Source organism: Paenibacillus sp. NRS-1760 (assembly GCF_050467785.1).
In the GTDB taxonomy this organism is placed as follows: Bacteria; Bacillota; Bacilli; order Paenibacillales; family Paenibacillaceae; genus Pristimantibacillus.
On sequence record NZ_JBITPK010000014.1, the window covers coordinates 24,359 to 44,184 of the forward strand.

At 44.5% G+C, this 19,826-nt stretch carries 10 protein-coding genes and 1 riboswitch; of the genes, 7 read left to right on the plus strand and 3 right to left on the minus strand.

Translation table 11 applies throughout. From position 1 onward, the window contains the following. The first annotated feature begins 8 nt into the window (after nt 1-8). Both ACIFSR_RS19505 and ACIFSR_RS19510 read left to right on the plus strand, forming a co-directional pair. A complete protein-coding gene (locus tag ACIFSR_RS19505; RefSeq protein WP_430059378.1) occupies nt 9-1,751 on the plus strand; it encodes an ABC transporter ATP-binding protein in 1,743 nt (580 codons plus the stop codon). 10 nt (nt 1,752-1,761) lie between these two features. Next, nucleotides 1,762-3,543 carry an ABC transporter ATP-binding protein gene (locus ACIFSR_RS19510; protein WP_430059380.1) on the plus strand — a complete coding sequence of 594 codons (1,782 nt, stop codon included), beginning with the start codon at nt 1,762-1,764 and terminating at the stop codon, nt 3,541-3,543. 161 nt (nt 3,544-3,704) lie between these two features. Here the strand turns inward: ACIFSR_RS19510 and ACIFSR_RS19515 are convergent, their stop codons facing one another. Then, the gene (locus ACIFSR_RS19515) at nt 3,705-4,208 is read right to left on the minus strand and encodes a DinB family protein (protein ID WP_430059382.1); all 504 of its coding nucleotides are present in this window, start codon (nt 4,206-4,208) and stop codon (nt 3,705-3,707) included. A gap of 80 nt (nt 4,209-4,288) precedes the next feature. After that, nucleotides 4,289-5,224 carry a helix-turn-helix transcriptional regulator gene (locus tag ACIFSR_RS19520; protein ID WP_430059384.1) on the minus strand — a complete coding sequence of 312 codons (936 nt, stop codon included), beginning with the start codon at nt 5,222-5,224 and terminating at the stop codon, nt 4,289-4,291. Nucleotides 5,225-6,249: 1,025 nt separating this feature from the next. Here ACIFSR_RS19520 and ACIFSR_RS19525 point away from each other — a divergent pair. Continuing rightward, on the plus strand, nt 6,250-13,533 hold the full coding sequence (locus tag ACIFSR_RS19525) for a 5'-nucleotidase C-terminal domain-containing protein (RefSeq protein ID WP_430059386.1): 7,284 nt from the start codon (nt 6,250-6,252) through the stop codon (nt 13,531-13,533). A 171-nt stretch (nt 13,534-13,704) separates the two neighbouring features. After that, nucleotides 13,705-14,661, plus strand: a complete 957-nt coding sequence (locus tag ACIFSR_RS19530) for a sugar-binding transcriptional regulator (RefSeq protein ID WP_430059388.1) — start codon at nt 13,705-13,707, stop codon at nt 14,659-14,661. 77 nt (nt 14,662-14,738) lie between these two features. Here the strand turns inward: ACIFSR_RS19530 and ACIFSR_RS19535 are convergent, their stop codons facing one another. Further along, the gene (locus tag ACIFSR_RS19535) at nt 14,739-15,584 is read right to left on the minus strand and encodes a bifunctional 5,10-methylenetetrahydrofolate dehydrogenase/5,10-methenyltetrahydrofolate cyclohydrolase (RefSeq protein WP_339204883.1); all 846 of its coding nucleotides are present in this window, start codon (nt 15,582-15,584) and stop codon (nt 14,739-14,741) included. Nucleotides 15,585-15,649: 65 nt separating this feature from the next. Then, a riboswitch (ZMP/ZTP riboswitch) is annotated at nt 15,650-15,728 on the minus strand. A gap of 182 nt (nt 15,729-15,910) precedes the next feature. Between ACIFSR_RS19535 and ACIFSR_RS19540 the strand changes: the two genes are divergently transcribed. The 3 genes from ACIFSR_RS19540 (at nt 15,911) to ACIFSR_RS19550 (ending at nt 19,729) form a co-directional block, all read left to right on the plus strand. Then, nucleotides 15,911-17,635, plus strand: a complete 1,725-nt coding sequence (locus ACIFSR_RS19540) for an ABC transporter ATP-binding protein (RefSeq protein ID WP_430059390.1) — start codon at nt 15,911-15,913, stop codon at nt 17,633-17,635. Nucleotides 17,636-17,638: 3 nt separating this feature from the next. Then, on the plus strand, nt 17,639-19,378 hold the full coding sequence (locus ACIFSR_RS19545; protein ID WP_430059392.1) for an ABC transporter ATP-binding protein: 1,740 nt from the start codon (nt 17,639-17,641) through the stop codon (nt 19,376-19,378). 72 nt (nt 19,379-19,450) lie between these two features. Continuing rightward, a complete protein-coding gene (locus ACIFSR_RS19550) occupies nt 19,451-19,729 on the plus strand; it encodes a hypothetical protein (protein ID WP_339204880.1) in 279 nt (92 codons plus the stop codon). Nucleotides 19,730-19,826 lie beyond the last annotated feature (97 nt).

The window sequence follows — 19,826 nt, forward strand, 5'->3', positions numbered from 1 at the left end:
GGGATCTCATGTCTTTTGTAAAACGGTTGCGATGGTTTTTTAAGGATAGATGGGGCAGCTACGCGCTTGCCATAGGCATTATGGCGTTAGTTAGCCTGCTCTCCACAATACCGCCTAATCTAATTGGACGAACGGTTGATAACATCCGCGATGGCCAGCTGACCTCAGCTGGTTTAACGCAGACGGTGTTGACACTAGTGCTGCTTGCGTTATTTCTTTACGTCATGGTCTATATATGGATTACGACGCTGTTTGGCAATTCGGCGCTTATCGAGAAGGTGCTGAGAGGGAAGCTGCTCGCAAATTTAACAAGGATGACGCCTGCTTTCTTTCAGCGCAACAGCACGGGACAGCTGATGGCGCTCGCGACAAATGATGTACTCGCAATTGGCCAGACAGCTGGATATGGTGTAATGACGCTCGTCAATACGCTGGTAGGAGCATCGGTAGTCATTATTATGATGATTTCATTAGTCAGCTATAAATTAATGATCGCGGCACTTATTCCGCTTCCATTGCTGGCAGTCGTAATTAGCAAGCTGGGCAAAAAAGTAAGAACCCGCTTTCTGGACGCGCAGGCTTCCTTTGGGAAAATGAATGAACATGCGCTGGAATCGATATCGGGCATACGCGTTATTCGTTCGTACGTGCAGGAAAACAATGACCTTGTTGCATTCGATCATGTGACCTCAGAAGTTATGAACAAAAATAAACGGGTTTCGATTCTAAATGCGATGTTTCAGCCAATTATCTCGTTAATTGTAGGTGTCAGTTATTCTATTGGAATAGGTTATGGCTCATATCTCGTATTCCAAGATGAGATTTCACTTGGCCAGCTCATTTCATTTAATATCTATTTGGGCATGCTCATTTGGCCAATGATTTCGTTTGGCGAGTTTATTAATGTGCTGCAGCGCGGCAGTGCTTCTGCTGACCGATTGGACTCGGCGTTAACGCAAAAGCCGGATCTTCAAGATTCAGATAAGCCTGTTGCCATTAAGCTGCCTACGCGCATTGAGATGAAACAGCTCACCTTTACTTATCCTACGGCTAGCCAGCCTAGCTTGAACAATGTATCCTTTCAGCTTGAACGAGGCCAGACACTTGGAATCGTAGGGAAAACGGGGAGTGGGAAGAGTACGCTGCTTAAGCAGCTGCTGCGTCAATATCCGCTTGAAGCGGATCGCTTAATGGTAGCGGGAGTTCCAGTTGAGCAAATTGAGATAGACCAGATGAGACGCTGGATTGCCTATGTGCCTCAAGAGCATTTGCTTCTCTCCAAGACCATTCGAGAAAATATTGCGTTAGGCAAGCCGAACGCAACACAGGATGAAATCGCTCGAGCGGTTCAAATGGCTTCTTTTACAGAAGATATTGCACAAATGCCAGAAGGACTTGAAACGGTCGTCGGGGAAAATGGTGTTATGCTCTCAGGTGGACAAAAACAGCGGCTGGCGATTGCACGGGCATTGCTCGTTGATTCCGAAATATTGCTGCTGGATGATTCACTTTCGGCAGTTGATGCACGGACGGAAAGTCGAATTCTTCACCATATTCGTTTGGAGCGTGAAGGAAAGACGACCTTTATTACGACTCATCGCCTATCAGCGGTTAGTCATGCGGACTGGATACTTGTGCTGAATGAGGGCCGAATCATCGAAGAAGGCACCCATGAAGAGCTGATGCTGTTTGGCGGCTGGTACAAGGAACAATGGGAACGGCAGCAAATGGAAGCTAGCTTGGAAGAATAGGAGGCTTAGAATGCCAAAACAATCAACGGCGAGAAGACTATTCGCATATGCTCTCGTCTATAAGTTTAGAATTATCGGCGCCCTGCTTATTCTGTGCTGCGCGGTAGGTGCTGAGCTCGGCGGACCTTTTATTATAAAAACGATAATTGACAAGCATTTATCAGTCGGCGGGAATGATATTATGCCAATTCTCGGGCTGCTGGGCGTTTATATGGGGCTGCTGCTTGTTGCGAGTATTAGCAATTTCTCGCAATCCTATATTTTGCAGACGACGGCGCTTCGCATTATCAAAAATATGCGTATGGATTTAATGAGTCATATTCAGCGAATTCCGCTGCGCTACTTCGACAATACGCCGATCGGGCAAATTGTATCGAGAATTGCGAACGACACAGAGGCGGTCAGGGATTTATTCATGAGCTTCATGGCGACCTTTGTTGTCAGCTTCGTACAGCTGCTCGGTATTTTTACTGCATTGTTTATTTTGGATGTGCGGCTCGCGATGTTTTGCTTGCTCTTGCCGCCGCTCTTCGCGATCATTATGGTCATTCATTTAAAATACTCAAAGAAATACATTACGATTATGCGCGCACGTCTCAGCGACATGAATGCGATGATCAACGAATCGATTGTCGTTATGCCGATTATTCAAGCCTTTCGCCGCGAGAAGGTGACGCTCGAAGAGTTTGAGGTGCTGAACGAGGATCGTTACGTTAACCAGATCAAGCAGTTTAGAGTTTTCTCTTTGTCTTCAAGAAACATTGTGGGTACCATTGGAAGCTTGGTAACAGCGATGGTTATTTGGTACTTTGGGCGGGCTTCACTGGAAACAGTAATTCTTTACGGCGTGTTTTATGCTTTTATCGATTATTTGGGTCGTATTTTTCAGCCAATAATCGGTATCTTCGATCAATTGACGAATGCACAGCGTGCATTTGTTTCTGCGGAGAAGGTATTTGCGATATTGGACATGGAAGGCATGGAGGTCGAAGAGGTAGCTCAGGTGAAACGTCCGGATGGTGTCGTGAAATTCGATAACATTACGTTTGCATATAAAGAGGGCGAAAACGTTCTGAAGCAAATTTCATTCGAAGCGCGCAGAGGAGAGACGGTTGCATTAGTCGGTCATACCGGTTCGGGCAAAAGCTCGATCATGAATCTGCTGCTTGGCTTTTATGAGCCGGACAAAGGGAACATTACGATTGATGGACGTAATATAGCGACATATTCGAAGCAGGAGCTGCGCAAGCATATGGGCATTGTGCTGCAAGATCCGTACTTGTTCGCAGGTGATATTAAATTCAACGTCAGCCTGTACAACAAGGACATCACAATGGATCGTGTGAAAAGCGTGCTGAAGGATGTTGGGGCAGCAACTTTTGTAGAGCAGCTGCCTGGCGGCTATGATGAACCTGTAGTTGAGCGCGGCAGTACGTTGTCTTCGGGACAGCGGCAGCTTATCTCCTTCGCTAGAGCTTTAGCCTTCGATCCTTCTATTCTTATATTGGATGAGGCGACAGCCAGCATCGACAGTGAGACGGAGGGTCTGATTCAGCAAGCCTTGAAGGTAGTCAGTGAAGGCAGGACAACACTAATTATCGCTCATCGCTTGTCCACCATTCGAGATGCGAATCAAATTCTCGTCTTGCATCGCGGTGAAATCGTAGAGCGCGGCAATCATGATGCTTTAATGGCGCTGCGAGGCAGATATTATAAAATGTATCAGCTGCAGAAGGGTGAGAAGGTTTCGTCTGAGCCTGCTGGTGTAACGATGGAAACACAAGGACGATAGAAGTTTACTATTAGCGCATTGAATAGGAATGAGAATAGCGGCAGCCAAGGAATGGAATTATTCCGAGGCTGCCGCTGCTGTTTTATGACCGTAATAGAGTCTATAATTTAAACCGTGTGCTGATTTAGTTGAACTCGGCTTCATTTATGCGATCTCTTGTATCACTTCTTAGACTGCGGTTGAAGTAGAAACTCTTCCACTTGTTTGCGATGATGCTCGTCATGCTGGATAAAATCAAAGATTAAATATCCGATCGAATAGGGAGCTTTCGTTTGTGGACAATGTGTATTTCCATGTACAATAATAGGATGAAAAAATTGCTGTTCTTTCATTTCGGTTAATTTTTGTACGAGTTTTTGTCTTGTCTCAATCGCTTGATTCAAAATTTCAGAAGGCAATATGCCGGATAATGCGTAAGCCGAGGAGGCAGCATTATAATCATCGTGGTTCGGGAATTCAACATTGCTGTGTTTTTCAGCTTCGGGCAGTACGCTTGTAATGAAATATTGATCCCATTTGTCTAAATGGGCAATGATTTCTGCGGCGGACCATTTGCCCTCTTTAATCGGATTTAGCCATGCCGGTTCAGGTGTGATATGGGATAAGGATGAATACCACGGCGCTAAGCTGCCAAACTGTTGAATAAGTTCATTTTGTTTAATCATATAATCCTCCTACAATCAGATATAACTGAATTGTAGTACATAAACCACGACAACTGCCTGTCATCGTTTCGTTCCTTTTTTTAGCTGTAAAGCCGCCATATATTTTTAGCTCTATCTCGGATAATATCCCTCACATATATCGGCTCTATTACTTCCACGGCGTCCCCGTAGCTCAAAATCATGCCATAAACCCATTCATCCTCAGGATAGACGATTTCAACAACCATTGTACCGTCGTTCTCGCAGCGAATGATTCCTTCTTGAAAAGAATCTTCGACTCTCACTTTAACGCTAGGTTGAAAACGCATCACCAAATGTACCGTCTTCGTATTCATTTTCCATTCAGCTTCAATGGCTGCAGCGTCATAAGCAGTGATTTCTCGGTCAAAGATTTCGGATATGGCAGCTAGTTTTCGCATTCTCGATAGTCGATAAAGTTTTGTTATATTTTTGTCTCTGCAATAGCCGTACAAATACCAATGGAACCCTTTATGAACGACGGAAGCCGGCTCCACGACAGCTTTAGCTGAGCAGCCTTGTGAGTTGGTGTAGTCAAAGGTTACGACCATTTTCTTCTGAATGGCCTGTCGAAGGAGAGTTGTTTTTTTCTTCTCCTCCTCATTGCAGCCCCATGAGGATAAATCAATAATCCATTGTTCCAGTGCTTTGTCTGTATAATGAATATCGCTTTTTTTCAATAGGGCTCGCATCTTCTCCAGCGTGCGGGCAACATCAAGATCATCTGAATGGCTTTGCAGCCCTTTAAGCCCTGTCATTACGGAAACGAGCTCATCTTTAGTGAGAACCTGATGGCTTAAGCGGTAGCCCTCCATAATTTCAAAACCTCCGAGCAGCCCCGGAAATGAAAGGATGGGGATGCCTGCCATATTAATGGCTTCCATATCCCTCTGAATCGTTCGGTTTGACACTTCAAACTTTTGGGACAAAACCGAAGCGCTTGTTCTGCCATGGTTCAATAAATAAATGATAACAGCGAGCAATCGTTCTATTTTCAAAGTAATCACCTGTGGATGTGGATTTATTGTAGAGAGTAGTGCTTGTCGGGTTTGGGGCGGCTGGCTTTGACGAATATAGAAGTAATGAGCTTAGACTGAATTCTAATGAACATAGAAGAAACGAGCTTAGATTGAGTGCTAATGAACTAAGAAGCAACGAGCAGAGACTGAATGCTAATGAACTAAGAAGCAATGAGCAGAGACTGAATTCTAACGAACCTATATGCTGCTATTTGCAATAATCAGGTCCTAAATAAATTCTAACGAACTCAGATAACGTTATATGTGTAAAATAGAGCTCATTTACATCAATTGAGGTCTAATAAGGCCCCCTAGGTTCGTTAGAACTAAAAAGGTTACATTTTAAAGCAAATAAGGTGTCTGGTGTTCGTTAGTTTTCAGTTGCAGTGATCTATTGCTCATCTTTGCATTTCCCGCTTGTTTGATAAGTCCTGTTTTTTGCTTCTCAGTCCTATGAATACCGTATCTTTCGACATATTAATGGTAGTTTCGTAGAAAATTCAGAAGGGCAACACATCTCTAGGCGCGCTTAGGTATTTGAAAATATTGTAACATTAAGCATGAATATACGGAAAGAACCACTTCGGCATTTATAAAATAGACAAAACGACCCATTAAAGTTACATATTAAGTTATGTATATGGTACTTCAAACACAATTTCAGTCTGTTTAAAACAAATCCTTCTACCAATTGACAGGAAAAATGTTCCGTTGTATACTCTCCATAAAGTCTTGTGTTAGTTTACATCACATTAATAAGTAGATGGCTTATAAACTTTGGGCCCGAAGTTAAATTCCCCTTCCTTCATCAATGCAAATAGTCTGTTCACGGATGTTATGCATGTTTTTGGAGTAAGGGGATTTTTTATTGCCATCTATGAACAAATGTGCATGTTTACGAGAACTTAATTTCATTTTGATGTTGTGATTACACTTTGTAGCTAATCTAATTGTTGGGTAAACTATTTTATTCATTAATGGTTGTGGAGAGGGGAAAATGTAGGATGCACAAACTGGTCATACGAATACAAAGAAAAGCTTGCATGCTGTTAGCGGCTCTTCTTTTGGTTGGAGGTACGCTCGGCAGCTTAGGTGCGCCAGTTCAGGCGTCGCCTGCAGGAGATAATATCGTTATTTCACAAGTGTATGGCGGTGGGGGAAACGGAACTGGCTCGACGTTTAAGCAGGATTTTATTGAGCTTTACAACCCAACGAATCATGAAATTTCCTTGGATGGAATGAAATTGATTTACGGATCGGCATCTTCGAAAGTGGGGGTATGGCCGGATAGTTTCATGCAATTAAAAGATATTAAGGTTGGAGCTGGAAAATATTATTTAGTTCAACAGTCTGCGGGTACAGATGTTAATGCCCCTAACCTGCCTAGTCCGGATGATACTGGCACCCTTGCCTTGGGAGCAGCGGGAGGAAAGGTAAAGCTAGTAGATAGTAAAAATAATATCATCGATTTGATTGGTTATGGTACCAGTATTGAATTTGAAGGCGCAGGTCCTGCTGGTACTTCACTTACTAATGTTACAGCAGTGATTCGTAAAGGCAATCGCGCTCAGGACACTGATAACAATAAAGCGGATTTCGAAATGGGCACTCCTGACCCGCGCAACTCCTCTTACGGCGTTGTTTCTGACAAGATTGAAGCAGTAACGCCAGACGTAAACGAAGGAGCTGTACTTCCGGGTACAATCATTAAGCTCTCGACGCCAACAGTTGGCGCTAGTGTTTACTATAGTGTATACGGTGCAGGAGAAACGCAAGTTGCTCCAGAGGACTTTACATGGTATCAACCAAATGTAACAGAAATCAAAATTAATGTGCCTACAACGGTTCATACTTATGCCAAAAAAGAAGGTTTTCCAAATAGTGCTTTGCGTGAATATTCTTATACGATTTCTACACTAGTGACTATCGCACAAGCACGTGCGGCTGCACTTGGTACAAGCGTAACGCTTAGTGGTGTTGTAACACATCGAGCGGATTCAGGCGCTTTTGTAAATCTTTTCGTACAGGATCAAAACGGAGGCATTATTGTTAGAGTTCCAAACAGCGTCTCCGCACAGCCGGGTGACCTAATTGAGGCTTACGGCAAGCTGACTGAATTTTCGGGATTGCTTCAATTGGAGGCAACAGCTGAAAATGCAAAAGTAACGGGCTCTGCTCCTACTCCAGATCAGATCGTTGTTGATTCTTCGAGCTTTGGCAAAACGACTGAAAATCGCAACAAATTCGAAGGTCGTTTGGTTCAAGTCAAAAATATTAAAGTTGAAAGTGTTGCCAGCGGCGTTGTTACAGCTACCGATGCTGTGAATGGCGGCAAAGTTATTATTTATTCTTCCGATGCTTCGTTCGTGGCAGGTAAAACTTTCGAGCAGGTTACTGGCGTTATGACGTTCCATTCCAGTGTAGGATTGGAATTATTGCCGCGTAATACACTCGACATTGTTGAGAAAAAGTTGGCTGTTCAAGCTAGCACTCCGTCAGGCGGCATTAACGCAGGAGGAGCTGTATCGCTAAGCTCACTAGTTCCGGATGGTGTGATTCGTTACACGACAGACGGAACTGTTCCGACAGCTACTACAGGAACGCTTTACACGAAAGCCATTGTCGTAAATGCGGATATGGTCATTAAAGCGGTTGTGACAGCTGGTGGAGTGACAAGCGATGTATCGACATTTACGTATAAAGTATTAGAAAATACAAATGGTATTGCCATTCATACAATTCAAGGTGAGACGCATAAATCGATCTATACCAATGTAAAGGTTTCGAATGTTACTGGTATTATTACTTCGGTCAGCGCGAATTCCTTCTACATGCAGGCACCTGATGAGAAGCAGGATGAAAATCCGAATACGTCCGAGGCTATTCAGGTGTACAAGCCTGCACATGGTCTATCTGTTAAGGATGAAGTATCAGTCACAGGTACTGTAGAGGAATTTGGAAACAGTCCATCTTTGACTGTAACGCAAATCAATGCAGCAACAATTACTAAGGTATCGAGCGATAACCAGCTTCCTAAAGCTACATTGGTAGGAACAGGCGGTCGAATCATTCCTAACCTGATCGATACCGACAGCTTCAGCAAGTTCAACCCAGAAAACGATGCAATTGATTTCTTCGAGAGTTTGGAGAGCATTCTCGTTGAAGTGAAAAATCCAACGATTACTGGACCTTACGCGAATGCGGTAACTCCAATTACGTTTGATAATGGTGCTAACAATCCAGTGAAAACCGCTGTAGGCGGAATTGTATTGCAAGGAAATGGTTTGTCTGCTATTGATAGCAGCTTGAATCCACAGAAGCTGTATGTAGGCGGATCAAAGCCAGCTGGTGCAGAGATTAAAACAGGCGATGCTTTTAACGGCAATATCGTTGGCGTAATTCAATACGCTGGTGATCTGTATAAACTGTTGCCTACACAAGCTTTGCCAACTATCGTACGCAGTATAAACGTCCAGAAGGTAACGAATATTGTACCGGACCCGGACAAGCTGACGATTGCTACATTTAATGTGGAAAACTTCAGCGCAGATCAAACAGCTAAAGCCGCAAAAATTGCTTCAATTATTGTAACGAATATGAAGCAGCCAGACATTATCGGTTTAATGGAAGTACAAGACAACGATGGTGAAAAGGATACCGAAAATACGGATGCTGACCAAAGCTTCAAAACGCTGATTGATGCGATTAAAGCAAAAGGCGGACCAACGTATTCTTATACAGATATTGCTCCTGAGAGAAATAAAGATGGCGGCGCTCCTGGCGGTAATATCCGTGTTGGTTTCTTGTATAAAGCCGACCGTGTAACGCTTGCTCAAAGAACGAAAGGCGATTACAAATCAACAATTAAGGTAGACGGAATTGGCGGCTTAACTCAAAATCCTGGCCGTATTGGCTCTGCAGATGCTTCCACATTTGCTTCATCTCGTAAACCGCTTGTAGCAGAATTTATGTTCCAAGGAAAACGAGTTGTTGCGATTGCGAACCATCTGAATTCAAAAGGTGGAGACGGCAAGCCTTGGGGTGATGTTCAGCCGGTTGTTCGCAGCAGCGAAGTGCAGCGCGCGAAGCAAGCGGAAGCTGTTAACAGCTTTGTGAAGGATTTGACAACGAAAGACCCTGAAGCAAGTGTAGTCGTGCTAGGCGACTTTAACGATTTCCAATTCTCTGGCACATTGAACAAAATTAAAGGCAATGAATTGACAAACCTTGTAGATACGCTGCCGGTTTCAGAACGTTACTCGTATATCTATGACGGTAACTCTCAAACGCTTGATCACATTCTCGTTGATAAAGCAAATGGGACAAAAGCAGAAATCGACGTAGTACATGTCAATGCTGATTTCTCTACAGAACAGGGCAGAGTGAGCGATCATGATCCGCTTCTTGCGCAGCTGGATCTGTCGGCTAAAAAAGTTGCTGAGTTTACCATGACGCTCATGCATACGAATGATACACATGCGAATTTGGCGAATGTTGCAAAGAGAGTTACTGCAGTTCAGCAGGTTCGTAATGAAACAGCTAATTCACTCCTTCTTGATGCTGGCGATGTATTCTCGGGCACTTTGTATTTTAATAAATACTTAGGCCAGGCAGATTTAACGTTTATGAATTTGATGAAATACAATGCGATGGTTTTCGGTAATCATGAGTTTGACAAAGAATTATCGGTGCTGGCGGATTTTGTGAAAAAAGCAAAATTCCCATTTGTTAGCTCCAACATTGATTTCGGCAAGGAGCCTGCACTTAACGGATTATTATCCGAGCAAGCGGCTGGTGAAGCGGCTCAGGATGGAAAGATTTATAATTCACTTATTCTTGAAGTAGGCGAGGACAAGACGAAAGTCGGCGTAATTGGCTTAACTACAGAGGATACGAAGTTTCTTGCGTCTCCGGGACAAAATATCATATTTAATGATTATATCGCTAAAGCGAAAGCAACCGTCAAAATGCTGCAAGATCAAGGCATTAACAAAATCATTGCTTTGACTCATCTTGGTCATGCATTCGATCTTCAATTGGCTGAGCAAGTAGCTGGAATTGATGTTATCGTAGGAGGTCACAGCCATACGAAAGTAGATGCTCCGAAGGTAGTCAAGACACATGGAGAGCCAACGCTAGTTGTACAGGCGGAGGAGTATAACAAATATTTGGGACGCTTGGATCTCAAATTCAATCAAGCAGGCGTACTGACTAAATGGGATGGCAAACTGCTCGATATTGCAACATTTGCTCCAGATCCGGTAGCGACTGAATTGCTTGATCCGTACACAAAGGGTATTGAAGCTATTAAACAACAGGTTATTGGTAAAACGAATGTATTTTTAGATGGAGGCAACCCGTCTGGTCGTGTTGCGGAAGTCAATCTTGGAAACATAATGACAGATGGAATGGTTTCTAAAGTGAAAAGCTTTGTTGACAGCAATCCAGATTTAAAGAAATTTGATGTAAAAGGCTTTGTGGCGATTCAAAATGGTGGCGGAATTCGTAAACCTATTCCGCTGAAAGCTATAGGCAAAGCGGATGGTGACATTACACTAGGAGAGCTTTTGGAAGTTATGCCATTCGGCAATAATCTTACATCACTTCGTATGACGGGTCAGGAAATTGTGGATGCGTTAGAGAATGGTGTAAGCGGAATTGAAACGGTTCAAGGTCGATTCCCACAAGTATCTGGCATGCGTTACTACTATGATTCCAAGAAGCAGCCAGAAGTACTAGATGCCAATGGACAGCTTGTAACTGCGGGTAAGCGTATAGCAAAGGTAGAAATTAAGAATGCTGACGGCAGCTACAGTGCTATTGATCTGAATGCTTATTATTTTGTAGCAACAAATTCTTTTATGGCTAATGGTGGTGACTTCTACCGCTCCATGAAACAAGCGAAGGATGACGGTCGTCAGTACGAGATGAACATCGTTGATTATGAGGTGTTTATCGAATATCTAACGAAAATTGGCACTATTAATATGGGGTTGGAAGGCCGTATTACAGATCTAAAAGGCGAGCCGCTTCCAGGCGAGAACGATCCATTCAAGCTAACGATTATGCATGTTAACGACACGCATGCTCACCTTGATTCGATTGCAAAACGTTTTACAGCGATTAAAGAAATTCGTGCAGAAGTAAAAGACTCTATTTTGCTTGATGCAGGTGATGTGTTCTCAGGTACGCTCTTCTTCAACAAATATCTTGGTCAAGCGGACTTGGAGTTTATGAATAGGATCGGTTATGACGCGATGGTATTCGGAAACCACGAATTCGATAAAGGTCCATCCGTACTTGCTGATTTTATCAAAAAAGCGGAGTTCCCGTTTGTAAGCTCAAATATCGACTTCAGCAAGGAACCTGCAATGAACGGACTTGTGTCTGAGCAGGCAATCGGTAAACCAGCTGCGAAAGGTAAAATTTATGACGCGATCATATTGGATGAAGGCGGGCAAAAGATCGGCGTATTCGGCTTAACAACGGAGGACACAAAATTCCTTGCTTCGCCAGGAGATAATATTGTGTTCGAGGATTATATTAAGAAAGCTGAAGAAACGGTCAAAATGCTCCAAAAAGAAGGCATCAATAAGATTGTGGCATTGACGCATCTAGGAAATGAATTTGATAAAGTATTGGCTGAGAAGGTTACAGGCATTGACGTTATCGTCGGTGGACATAGCCACACGAAGGTTGACACACCGCTTGTATATCATGCTGCGGGAGAACCAACTCTCGTTGTACAGGCAGAAGAGTATGGCAATTATTTGGGCCGTTTGGACCTCGAGTTCAATAACAAAGGGGTATTGACCGCATGGAATGGCAAGCTGCTTACAGTTAGCGGTTATGCAGCAGACCCGGAAGCTGTTGAAATGCTGAAGCCATACAGTGCGGGTGTTGAGAGTATTCAGAAACAAGTGATCGGCAAAACAAATGTGTTCCTAGATGGTGAACGTGCTTCTGCACGAGCAAAGGAAACCAATCTCGGAAACCTAATGACAGACGGAATGGTCTCCAAAGTAAAAAGCTTTGTAAACAGCAATGAGGCATTAAAGGAATTAGATGTAAAAGGTTATGTAGGTATTCAGAATGGCGGTGGCATTCGCGCTTCGATTAAGAAGACAGCTGAAGGTAAAGTAGATGGAGACATCATGATGGGTGAATTGCTTACGGTGATGCCTTTCGGAAACAACCTTACAGCGCTTCGAATGACAGGCCAAGAAATTATTGCTGCGCTTGAGAACGGTGTAAGTGGAATCGAAACAGGACAAGGTCGCTTCCCGCAAGTATCAGGAATGCGCTTCTACTACGATTCCAATAAAAAACCTGAAATATTGGATGCAGACGGAAAGCTTAAGCAGGCTGGCGAACGCATTACGAAGGTTGAAATCAAAAACGCAGACGGCAGCTACAGTGCAATTGATTTGAATGCTTATTATTTTGTAGCAACAAACTCATTTATGGCTAATGGCGGCGATTTCTATCGCTCGATGAAGCAAGCCAAAGATGCTGGACGTCAGCACGAAATGAACATTGTTGACTACGAGGTATTCTTGGAGTATATCAATCAATTAGGTACGATTAATGCAACGACAGAAGGACGTATTGTTGATGTGAATGTTGTAGTTCCAACACCTACTCCAACACCAACAACACCGCCGGTGACAACACCGACGCCGACACCAACGCCAACACCGACGACACCGCCGGTGACGACACCAACGCCGACACCGTCCATCACATTTAGTGATGTACGCGGCCACTGGGCGGCAGATGCTATTGCGAAGGCAGTGGAAATTGGGTTTGTTAATGGGTATGGAGACGGTACGTTCCACCCTGGAGACACAGCAACAAGAGCACAATTTATTACAATGGTAGGCAGAGCGCTGAAGCTTGAATCGTCGACAAGCAAGCTGGACTTTGCAGATGCGGGTCAAGTTCCTGCATGGGCACGCTCCTTCTTTGCACAGCTTATCGAGGATAAGGTCATTGCAGGCTACGAGGATAATACGCTTCGACCATCAAGTGAATTAACAAGAACGGAAATGACCGTAATTCTTGTTCGCGCACTAGGCATTAAAGTTGATCCGAAGGCGAAGCCGACGTTTGCTGATTTGAGTGACATTCCTGTATGGGCACGTCCTTATATCGCTGCGGCACAAGCCGAAGGACTAGTAGCAGGCATGGGCGGCAATAAATTTGCACCTAAGAAAAATGCAACAAGAGCAGATGTGGTTACACTGATTTTGTCCGCACTAGAGTATGAAGGAAGAAACGGAATTTAATTAAGCAAAAGCGTCCTATTCCACTTGATAAGAGTGGGGTGGGACGTTTTTTTTAGTAAGATTTGTTGTTTTCATGCAAAGAAGGCGACACTTCATTTAAAACCTATGTTAAATTAGAGGGAGTAGATACCGTTTGCATTTCTAGACATAAATAGAAAGAGTGAAACTTGGATGGCTGATGATCGACTGGATGATAAGCTTAGCAAAATGATTGATGTAGCAAGGCTGTATTATGAACTGGATTATAATCAGGAAGAAATCGCCCAGAAGCTGGGGGTATCGCGCCCTACGATATCAAGATTTTTACAGCAGGCGAAGGATGAGGGGTACGTTCAAATAAAAATCGTACACCCTAACGAAAACAATTTTGTTCTGGCGAATCGTTTGGAAGCGAAGTTTGGGCTGAAAAAAGCGGTTATCGTTTCTGTGCCGCAGTATGAGGACAGCATCGTAAAGAGGTATATTGGCGAAGCGGCAGCGAACTATTTATACGATACGGTAAAAGACGGCGATATCATTGCGACAACATGGGGGACGACGCTCTTTCAAATGGCTTCCCAGCTTAAGGATAAGCCGGTTCGCGACGTTAAGGTTGTGCAGCTCAACGGCGGGGTTAGCCATTCGGAAACCAATACATACGCTTATGAAATTGTTCATTTATTCGGCAAGGCTTTCCATACGATACCTTACTTTATTCCGCTGCCGGCGCTTGTTGACCATGAGGTCGTCAAGCGGACGATTGAATCGGATCGCCATATCCGCAATATTTTGGAGCTAGGGAAGCTTTCTAATATTGCCGTTGTAACCGTAGGAGCGCCTACGGATGATTCTGTATTAATTAGAGCCAATTATTTCACAGATTCCGATCTGGAAATTATTCGCGAGAAGGCAGCAGGCGATATATGCTCACGCTATATTGATATTGCAGGCAATATTTGTTCTACACTCATGAACCAGCGCACGATTGGAATCAGTCTTGATGAACTGAAGCGCAAGGACCAGTCAATACTTGTGGCAGGCGGAGCGAAGAAGGTAGATGGCATTTATGGCGCGCTGCGCGGCGGCTACACGAATGTACTCATTACCGATCAGTTTACAGCGAGGTATTTATTAGAACGGGATGTGTAAACATCCTATAGAACAAACGAGGGGATCTTAGCTGCAAGGCAGCAAATAAGATCCCCTCGTTTTTCTTCCTATATCTTTTAATGAAGTGCAAATCGCTCAGCGGAGTCAACTGTATGCTTCAGAAGCGTGGCGATCGTAACAGGACCTACACCTGCTGGCACAGGGGTGATCGCACTTGCTTTTGCTAGGCATGCTTCGTAGTCAACGTCCCCAATATTCCCTTTATTGTACCCTGCATCAAGCACTACAGCGCCATCGCGAATCCATTCGCCTTGAATAAAGCTTGGTTTGCCGACTGCAGCAACAACGATATCGGCAAGGCGCAATAGCTCCGCTACATTTTCTGTTTTGGAATGACAGGTTGTTACGGTTGCATTGCGGTTCAGCAGCATCTGAGAAACGGGTTTGCCGAGAATCGGGCTTCGTCCAACGACGACGGCATGTTTGCCTTCAACCTTGATTCCATAGTAATCAAGAATAGCCATAATAGCAGCAGGGGTACATGACGGATACTGGGCATAACCAAATGCATTTTGAGCAAAACCTAACGCGGTTACACCATCAACATCCTTATGGATACTAATCGCTTCAAAGGCAGCACGTTCATCAATTTGATGCGGTACGGGGTGCTGCAAGAGGATGCCGTGAATAAGCGGGTCTGCATTAAGCTGCAAAATAACATCAATCAAATCATCTGTGGAGATGTTTTTGTTCAAATGAATACGTTTGGAATCAATGCCAAGCCGCTTGCATGCATTTCCCTTCATTCGAACGTAGGTTTCAGAGGCTGGGTCATCGCCCACTAGTATTGTCGCTAAGCATGGAATGATTCCCCGCTTGCTAAGAGTCTCAACTCTTGCTTTTAGCTGCTCTTTAATTGCATCGGCCACAATGGCTCCATCCAAAATCAGTTTTTCCGTCATCTTCTACCTCAGCCCCTTATAAATAGATGTTAAAAAAGCATAAAAAGGCAAGGGGTATGTCCCCTTACCTTTGCCCAGGCGTACGGCTAATGATCTGTGCGCTTCCTCATGGTTGCCCATGTTCCGCCAGTTACGCACAGCTTTTTATTGGTATTTTGATTTTAACAGGTGGAAAGTTCAAAAGCGAGTCATCCAACGTTATTTTATGATTATTTAGGTGTAGAAACGAGAGGATGGATGCTATAATTACTTTATCAAGAGGGAGCGGGTCGCGCTGCCCTCTTTATTGCAGTTTGCGTAAAATGATGGGAGATAGAGGTGGTAAGTTGTTAAAGCTCACTAGATTTTTGAGGAAATATTGGCTGAGTGCTGTGCTGGCACCGTTGTTTATGCTGCTAGAGGTGTTCATGGATTTGCTGCAGCCGCAATTCATGGCGAGCATTGTGAATGATGGTATTATAGCGGGGGATCTCACAGCAATCGCGAGCACCGCGCCCAAAATGCTGATCGCCGCATTAATCGGACTAATAGCAGGTGTCGGCTGCACGGTGTTCTCGACGATAGCATCACAAAACTTTGGGGCTGATCTCAGGCAGGAGCTGTTTCAAAAAATCCAGTCGCTCTCGCTTCGATCGCTTGACCGTTTTGGTTCAGGCTCTATCGTGACGAGACTGACGGGTGATGTCACACAAATTCAGAGCTTAGTATTGCTGCTGCTGCGCGTATTTGCACGCAGTTCATTCATTATTATCGGCAGTCTGGTCATGGCTTTTGTAATAAGCCCGCGCCTGTCTATTATTTTGCTCGCAATGATACCCTTATTAGCTCTCTTCCTCATCATTACAACTCGGATTACCGTTCCTTTGTTTTCAATGATGCAGCACCGGCTTGATCAAGTGAATACCGTGATGCAAGAAAATTTGTCCGGTATCCGCGTTGTGAAAGCATTTGTAAGGTCCGATTACGAGGAAGAACGTTTTAATGAAACAAACTCAAATCTACTGCATGCCAGTCTAAAAGCAGCTAAGATCGTTGCGCTTAATACGCCGCTTGTGTCGATCATTCTTAATTTTAGTATTGTAGCTGCATTATGGTATGGGGGAATGCTCACTGAGCACGGTGCGCTGTCGGTGGGCAGTCTCGCCGCCTTTTTAACTTATATTACACAGCTTCTCTTCTCTACTCTAGGACTTGGAAATCAATTGATTGCAATCTCTCGGGCCAAGGCTTCTGCTGACCGCATCAACGAGATATTGGAGGTACCGGCAGATAAATGGACAGCTGAACGAAAAGCTAACGAGCAGTCCAAGAAAATACAGGCTGGCAGAATTACGTTTGACCATGTGAGTTTCAGCTATGAAGGCTCGGAGAAAAACATACTTCACGATATAGATCTGGATATAGAGCCGGGCGAGACGATTGGGATCGTAGGGATAAACGGTTCAGGAAAATCAACGCTGGTCAGCCTCATTCCAAGGTTTTATGAAGCGACAGAGGGAATGATTCGCATTGATTCCCATCCGATTAACGAGATCGCTTCTGTAGAGCTGCATGGCCAAATCGGAATGGTGCTTCAGCAGGCGCATCTGTTCAGTGGAACCATTCGTGAAAATATCAGCTATGGCAAACCGGATGCGAGTCAGGATGAAATAGAGGCAGCAGCCAAGGCAGCTGAGGCTCATGCATTCATTATGAAGCTGGAGAATGGCTACGATACGCTGCTTGGCCAGCGCGGGGTCAATCTGTCCGGCGGCCAAAAGCAGCGGTTGTCCATTGCGCGGACGTTGCTGCTGAAACCCAAAATTGTCATCCTTGATGATTGTACAAGCGCGGTTGATCTGAGAACGGATTTACTCATACGCAAATCGTTGCAAGAGATTATGAAGAGCAGCACTTGTCTTATCATTGGTCAGCGAATTGCATCCGTACAGCAGGCAAATCGGATTATTGTGCTTGAGGATGGAAGAATTACTGCAATTGGCACGCATCAGGAGCTTCTTGAACAAAGCAAGCTATACCAGAAAATGGCCTTTTCCCAGCAAGGAGCTTGATAGATGAATCATACGCTAACGACATTAAGAAGAATTGGAACTTATTTGCTTCATGGCCGCGCTAGATTGCTGGCGGTTATTGCACTAACGATAGTTGCCGCAGGACTTACGCTCGCCGGTCCATATTTTTTGGGCAAAGCTTTGGATGATTATATTGTAGCGAAGCGATACGATGGGCTGCTTTCTATTTGTTTGCTTATGCTTGGCATATACGCGGCTGGCAGCTTAGTCAGCTGGCTTCAAGCCATTTATTTAGCTGATGTATCGCAGCGGACCGTATGGAGTCTTCGCAAGGAATTATTTAATCATTTGCAAAAGCTGCCTATTCCGTTTTTTGCGAGTAAAAATCACGGTGAACTCATGAGTCGTACGACGAATGACATTGACAATGTTACGAATACGCTGAACCAAAGCTTAATTCAGATCATCTCAAGCGTCATCATGCTCATAGGCTCGTTCGCGATGATGCTTTTCTTAAATGTGTGGCTAACGCTTGTAGCACTCATTGTTATTCCGGTCATTGTTTTGGTAACGAAACGAATTGCGAAGGCAACACAGCGTCAGTTCAAAGGACAGCAGCAGGAGCTTGGCGGGCTTAATGGGTTTATCGAGGAGACGGTATCGGGACAGAAGGTCGTAGCCCTGTTTCATCAAGAGGAGCGAATGGCTGAGCAGTTCAGCGCCGCTAATGCCAAGCTGAAGAAAGTCGGAACCAAAGCTCAAATTTATTCGGGTACGATGGGCCCGTTCATGAACATGTTTGGTCATATCAGCTATTTGATCATTGCAGGTGTCGGCGGCTGGCTGGCGATTCACGGCCACGCAACAGTGGGCGTCATCATAAGCTTTCTCGGTTATTCAAAGCAATTCTCCGGCCCTTTGAACGAGGTCGCCAATCAATACAATATGATTCAGTCGGGGGTAGCAGGCGCGGAGCGGGTATTTGAGATGATGGATATTCCATCAGAATATGAAGAACCCGAGTCTGTGAAAGAAATGGAATCGATTGGCGGCAAGGTAGAGTTTCGCGATGTGCGGTTTGAATATAACGACGGAACGGCAGCGCTTAATAACATCTCCTTTATTGCTAAGCCGGGAGAGACCGTTGCGCTGGTCGGTCCAACTGGAGCGGGCAAGACTACGATCATTAATCTAATTGGGCGATTCTATGAGATCAAGGACGGTCAAATACTGATTGATGACGAAGACATTTGCACGATAGACAAAAACAGCTTGCGTAAACAGCTTGGCATCGTACTCCAGGATGCCCATTTGTTCTCGGGTACCATTCGTGAGAATATCCGCTATGGCAAGCTGGATGCTACCGATGAAGAGGTCGAGGAGGCGGCTGTCCAAGCGAATGCGAATAGCTTCATCACGAAGCTTCCGCTAGGCTATGAGACCGAATTGACAGCGGAAGGCGGGAACATAAGTCACGGGCAGCGCCAGCTTATCACGATTGCTCGTGCTATTCTTGGAGACCCTGCGCTGCTTATACTCGATGAAGCAACGAGCAGTGTAGATACACTGGCTGAGCTTCAAATTCAAGAAGCGATGAAGAAACTGCTTAGCGGTAGAACGAGCTTCGTTATTGCGCACCGACTCAGTACCATTCGAAATGCGGATACCATTCTATTTATTAAAGATGGTGAAATTGCTGAACGCGGTACACATGATGAGCTGCTCGCGAAAAAAGGCTTGTATGATCAACTGCATGGCAGTCAATTTTTACAGCAAGTTTAGACATGCGGTCTCATAAAGGTCATATGAATGTGGTACAATGAGACGAGCGATACAATTAGGAGATGACAGACGATGAGTGAGCAATTGAATGAGCAAGAACTTTTACAGTATATAGCAAACGAAACGAACGCGGATGAGAAGCTGATTAAGCTTGTATTAAAGCATGAGCAAGCGTTCATCAGCAGCGCGAAGGAAGATAAAAATGGCGAGGTAGATATTGACGGCGACGAGCTCGTAGATTATGTACTGAGCCGTCCTGATGTAAAGTCCAATGAGCTGGTCGTGGAATCAATCTTGGACGCAGAAATGGATTATTTGATGGACAAAGGCCTTGCAGGTTACGTAGACTAACCTGTGAGCATAAAAAGGTAAGTCTATGAAGGACTGCTTCCAAGCGCATGTTGGCTGAAGCAGTTCTTCTTGTGTTGGAAAGTTTATAATATTTTTG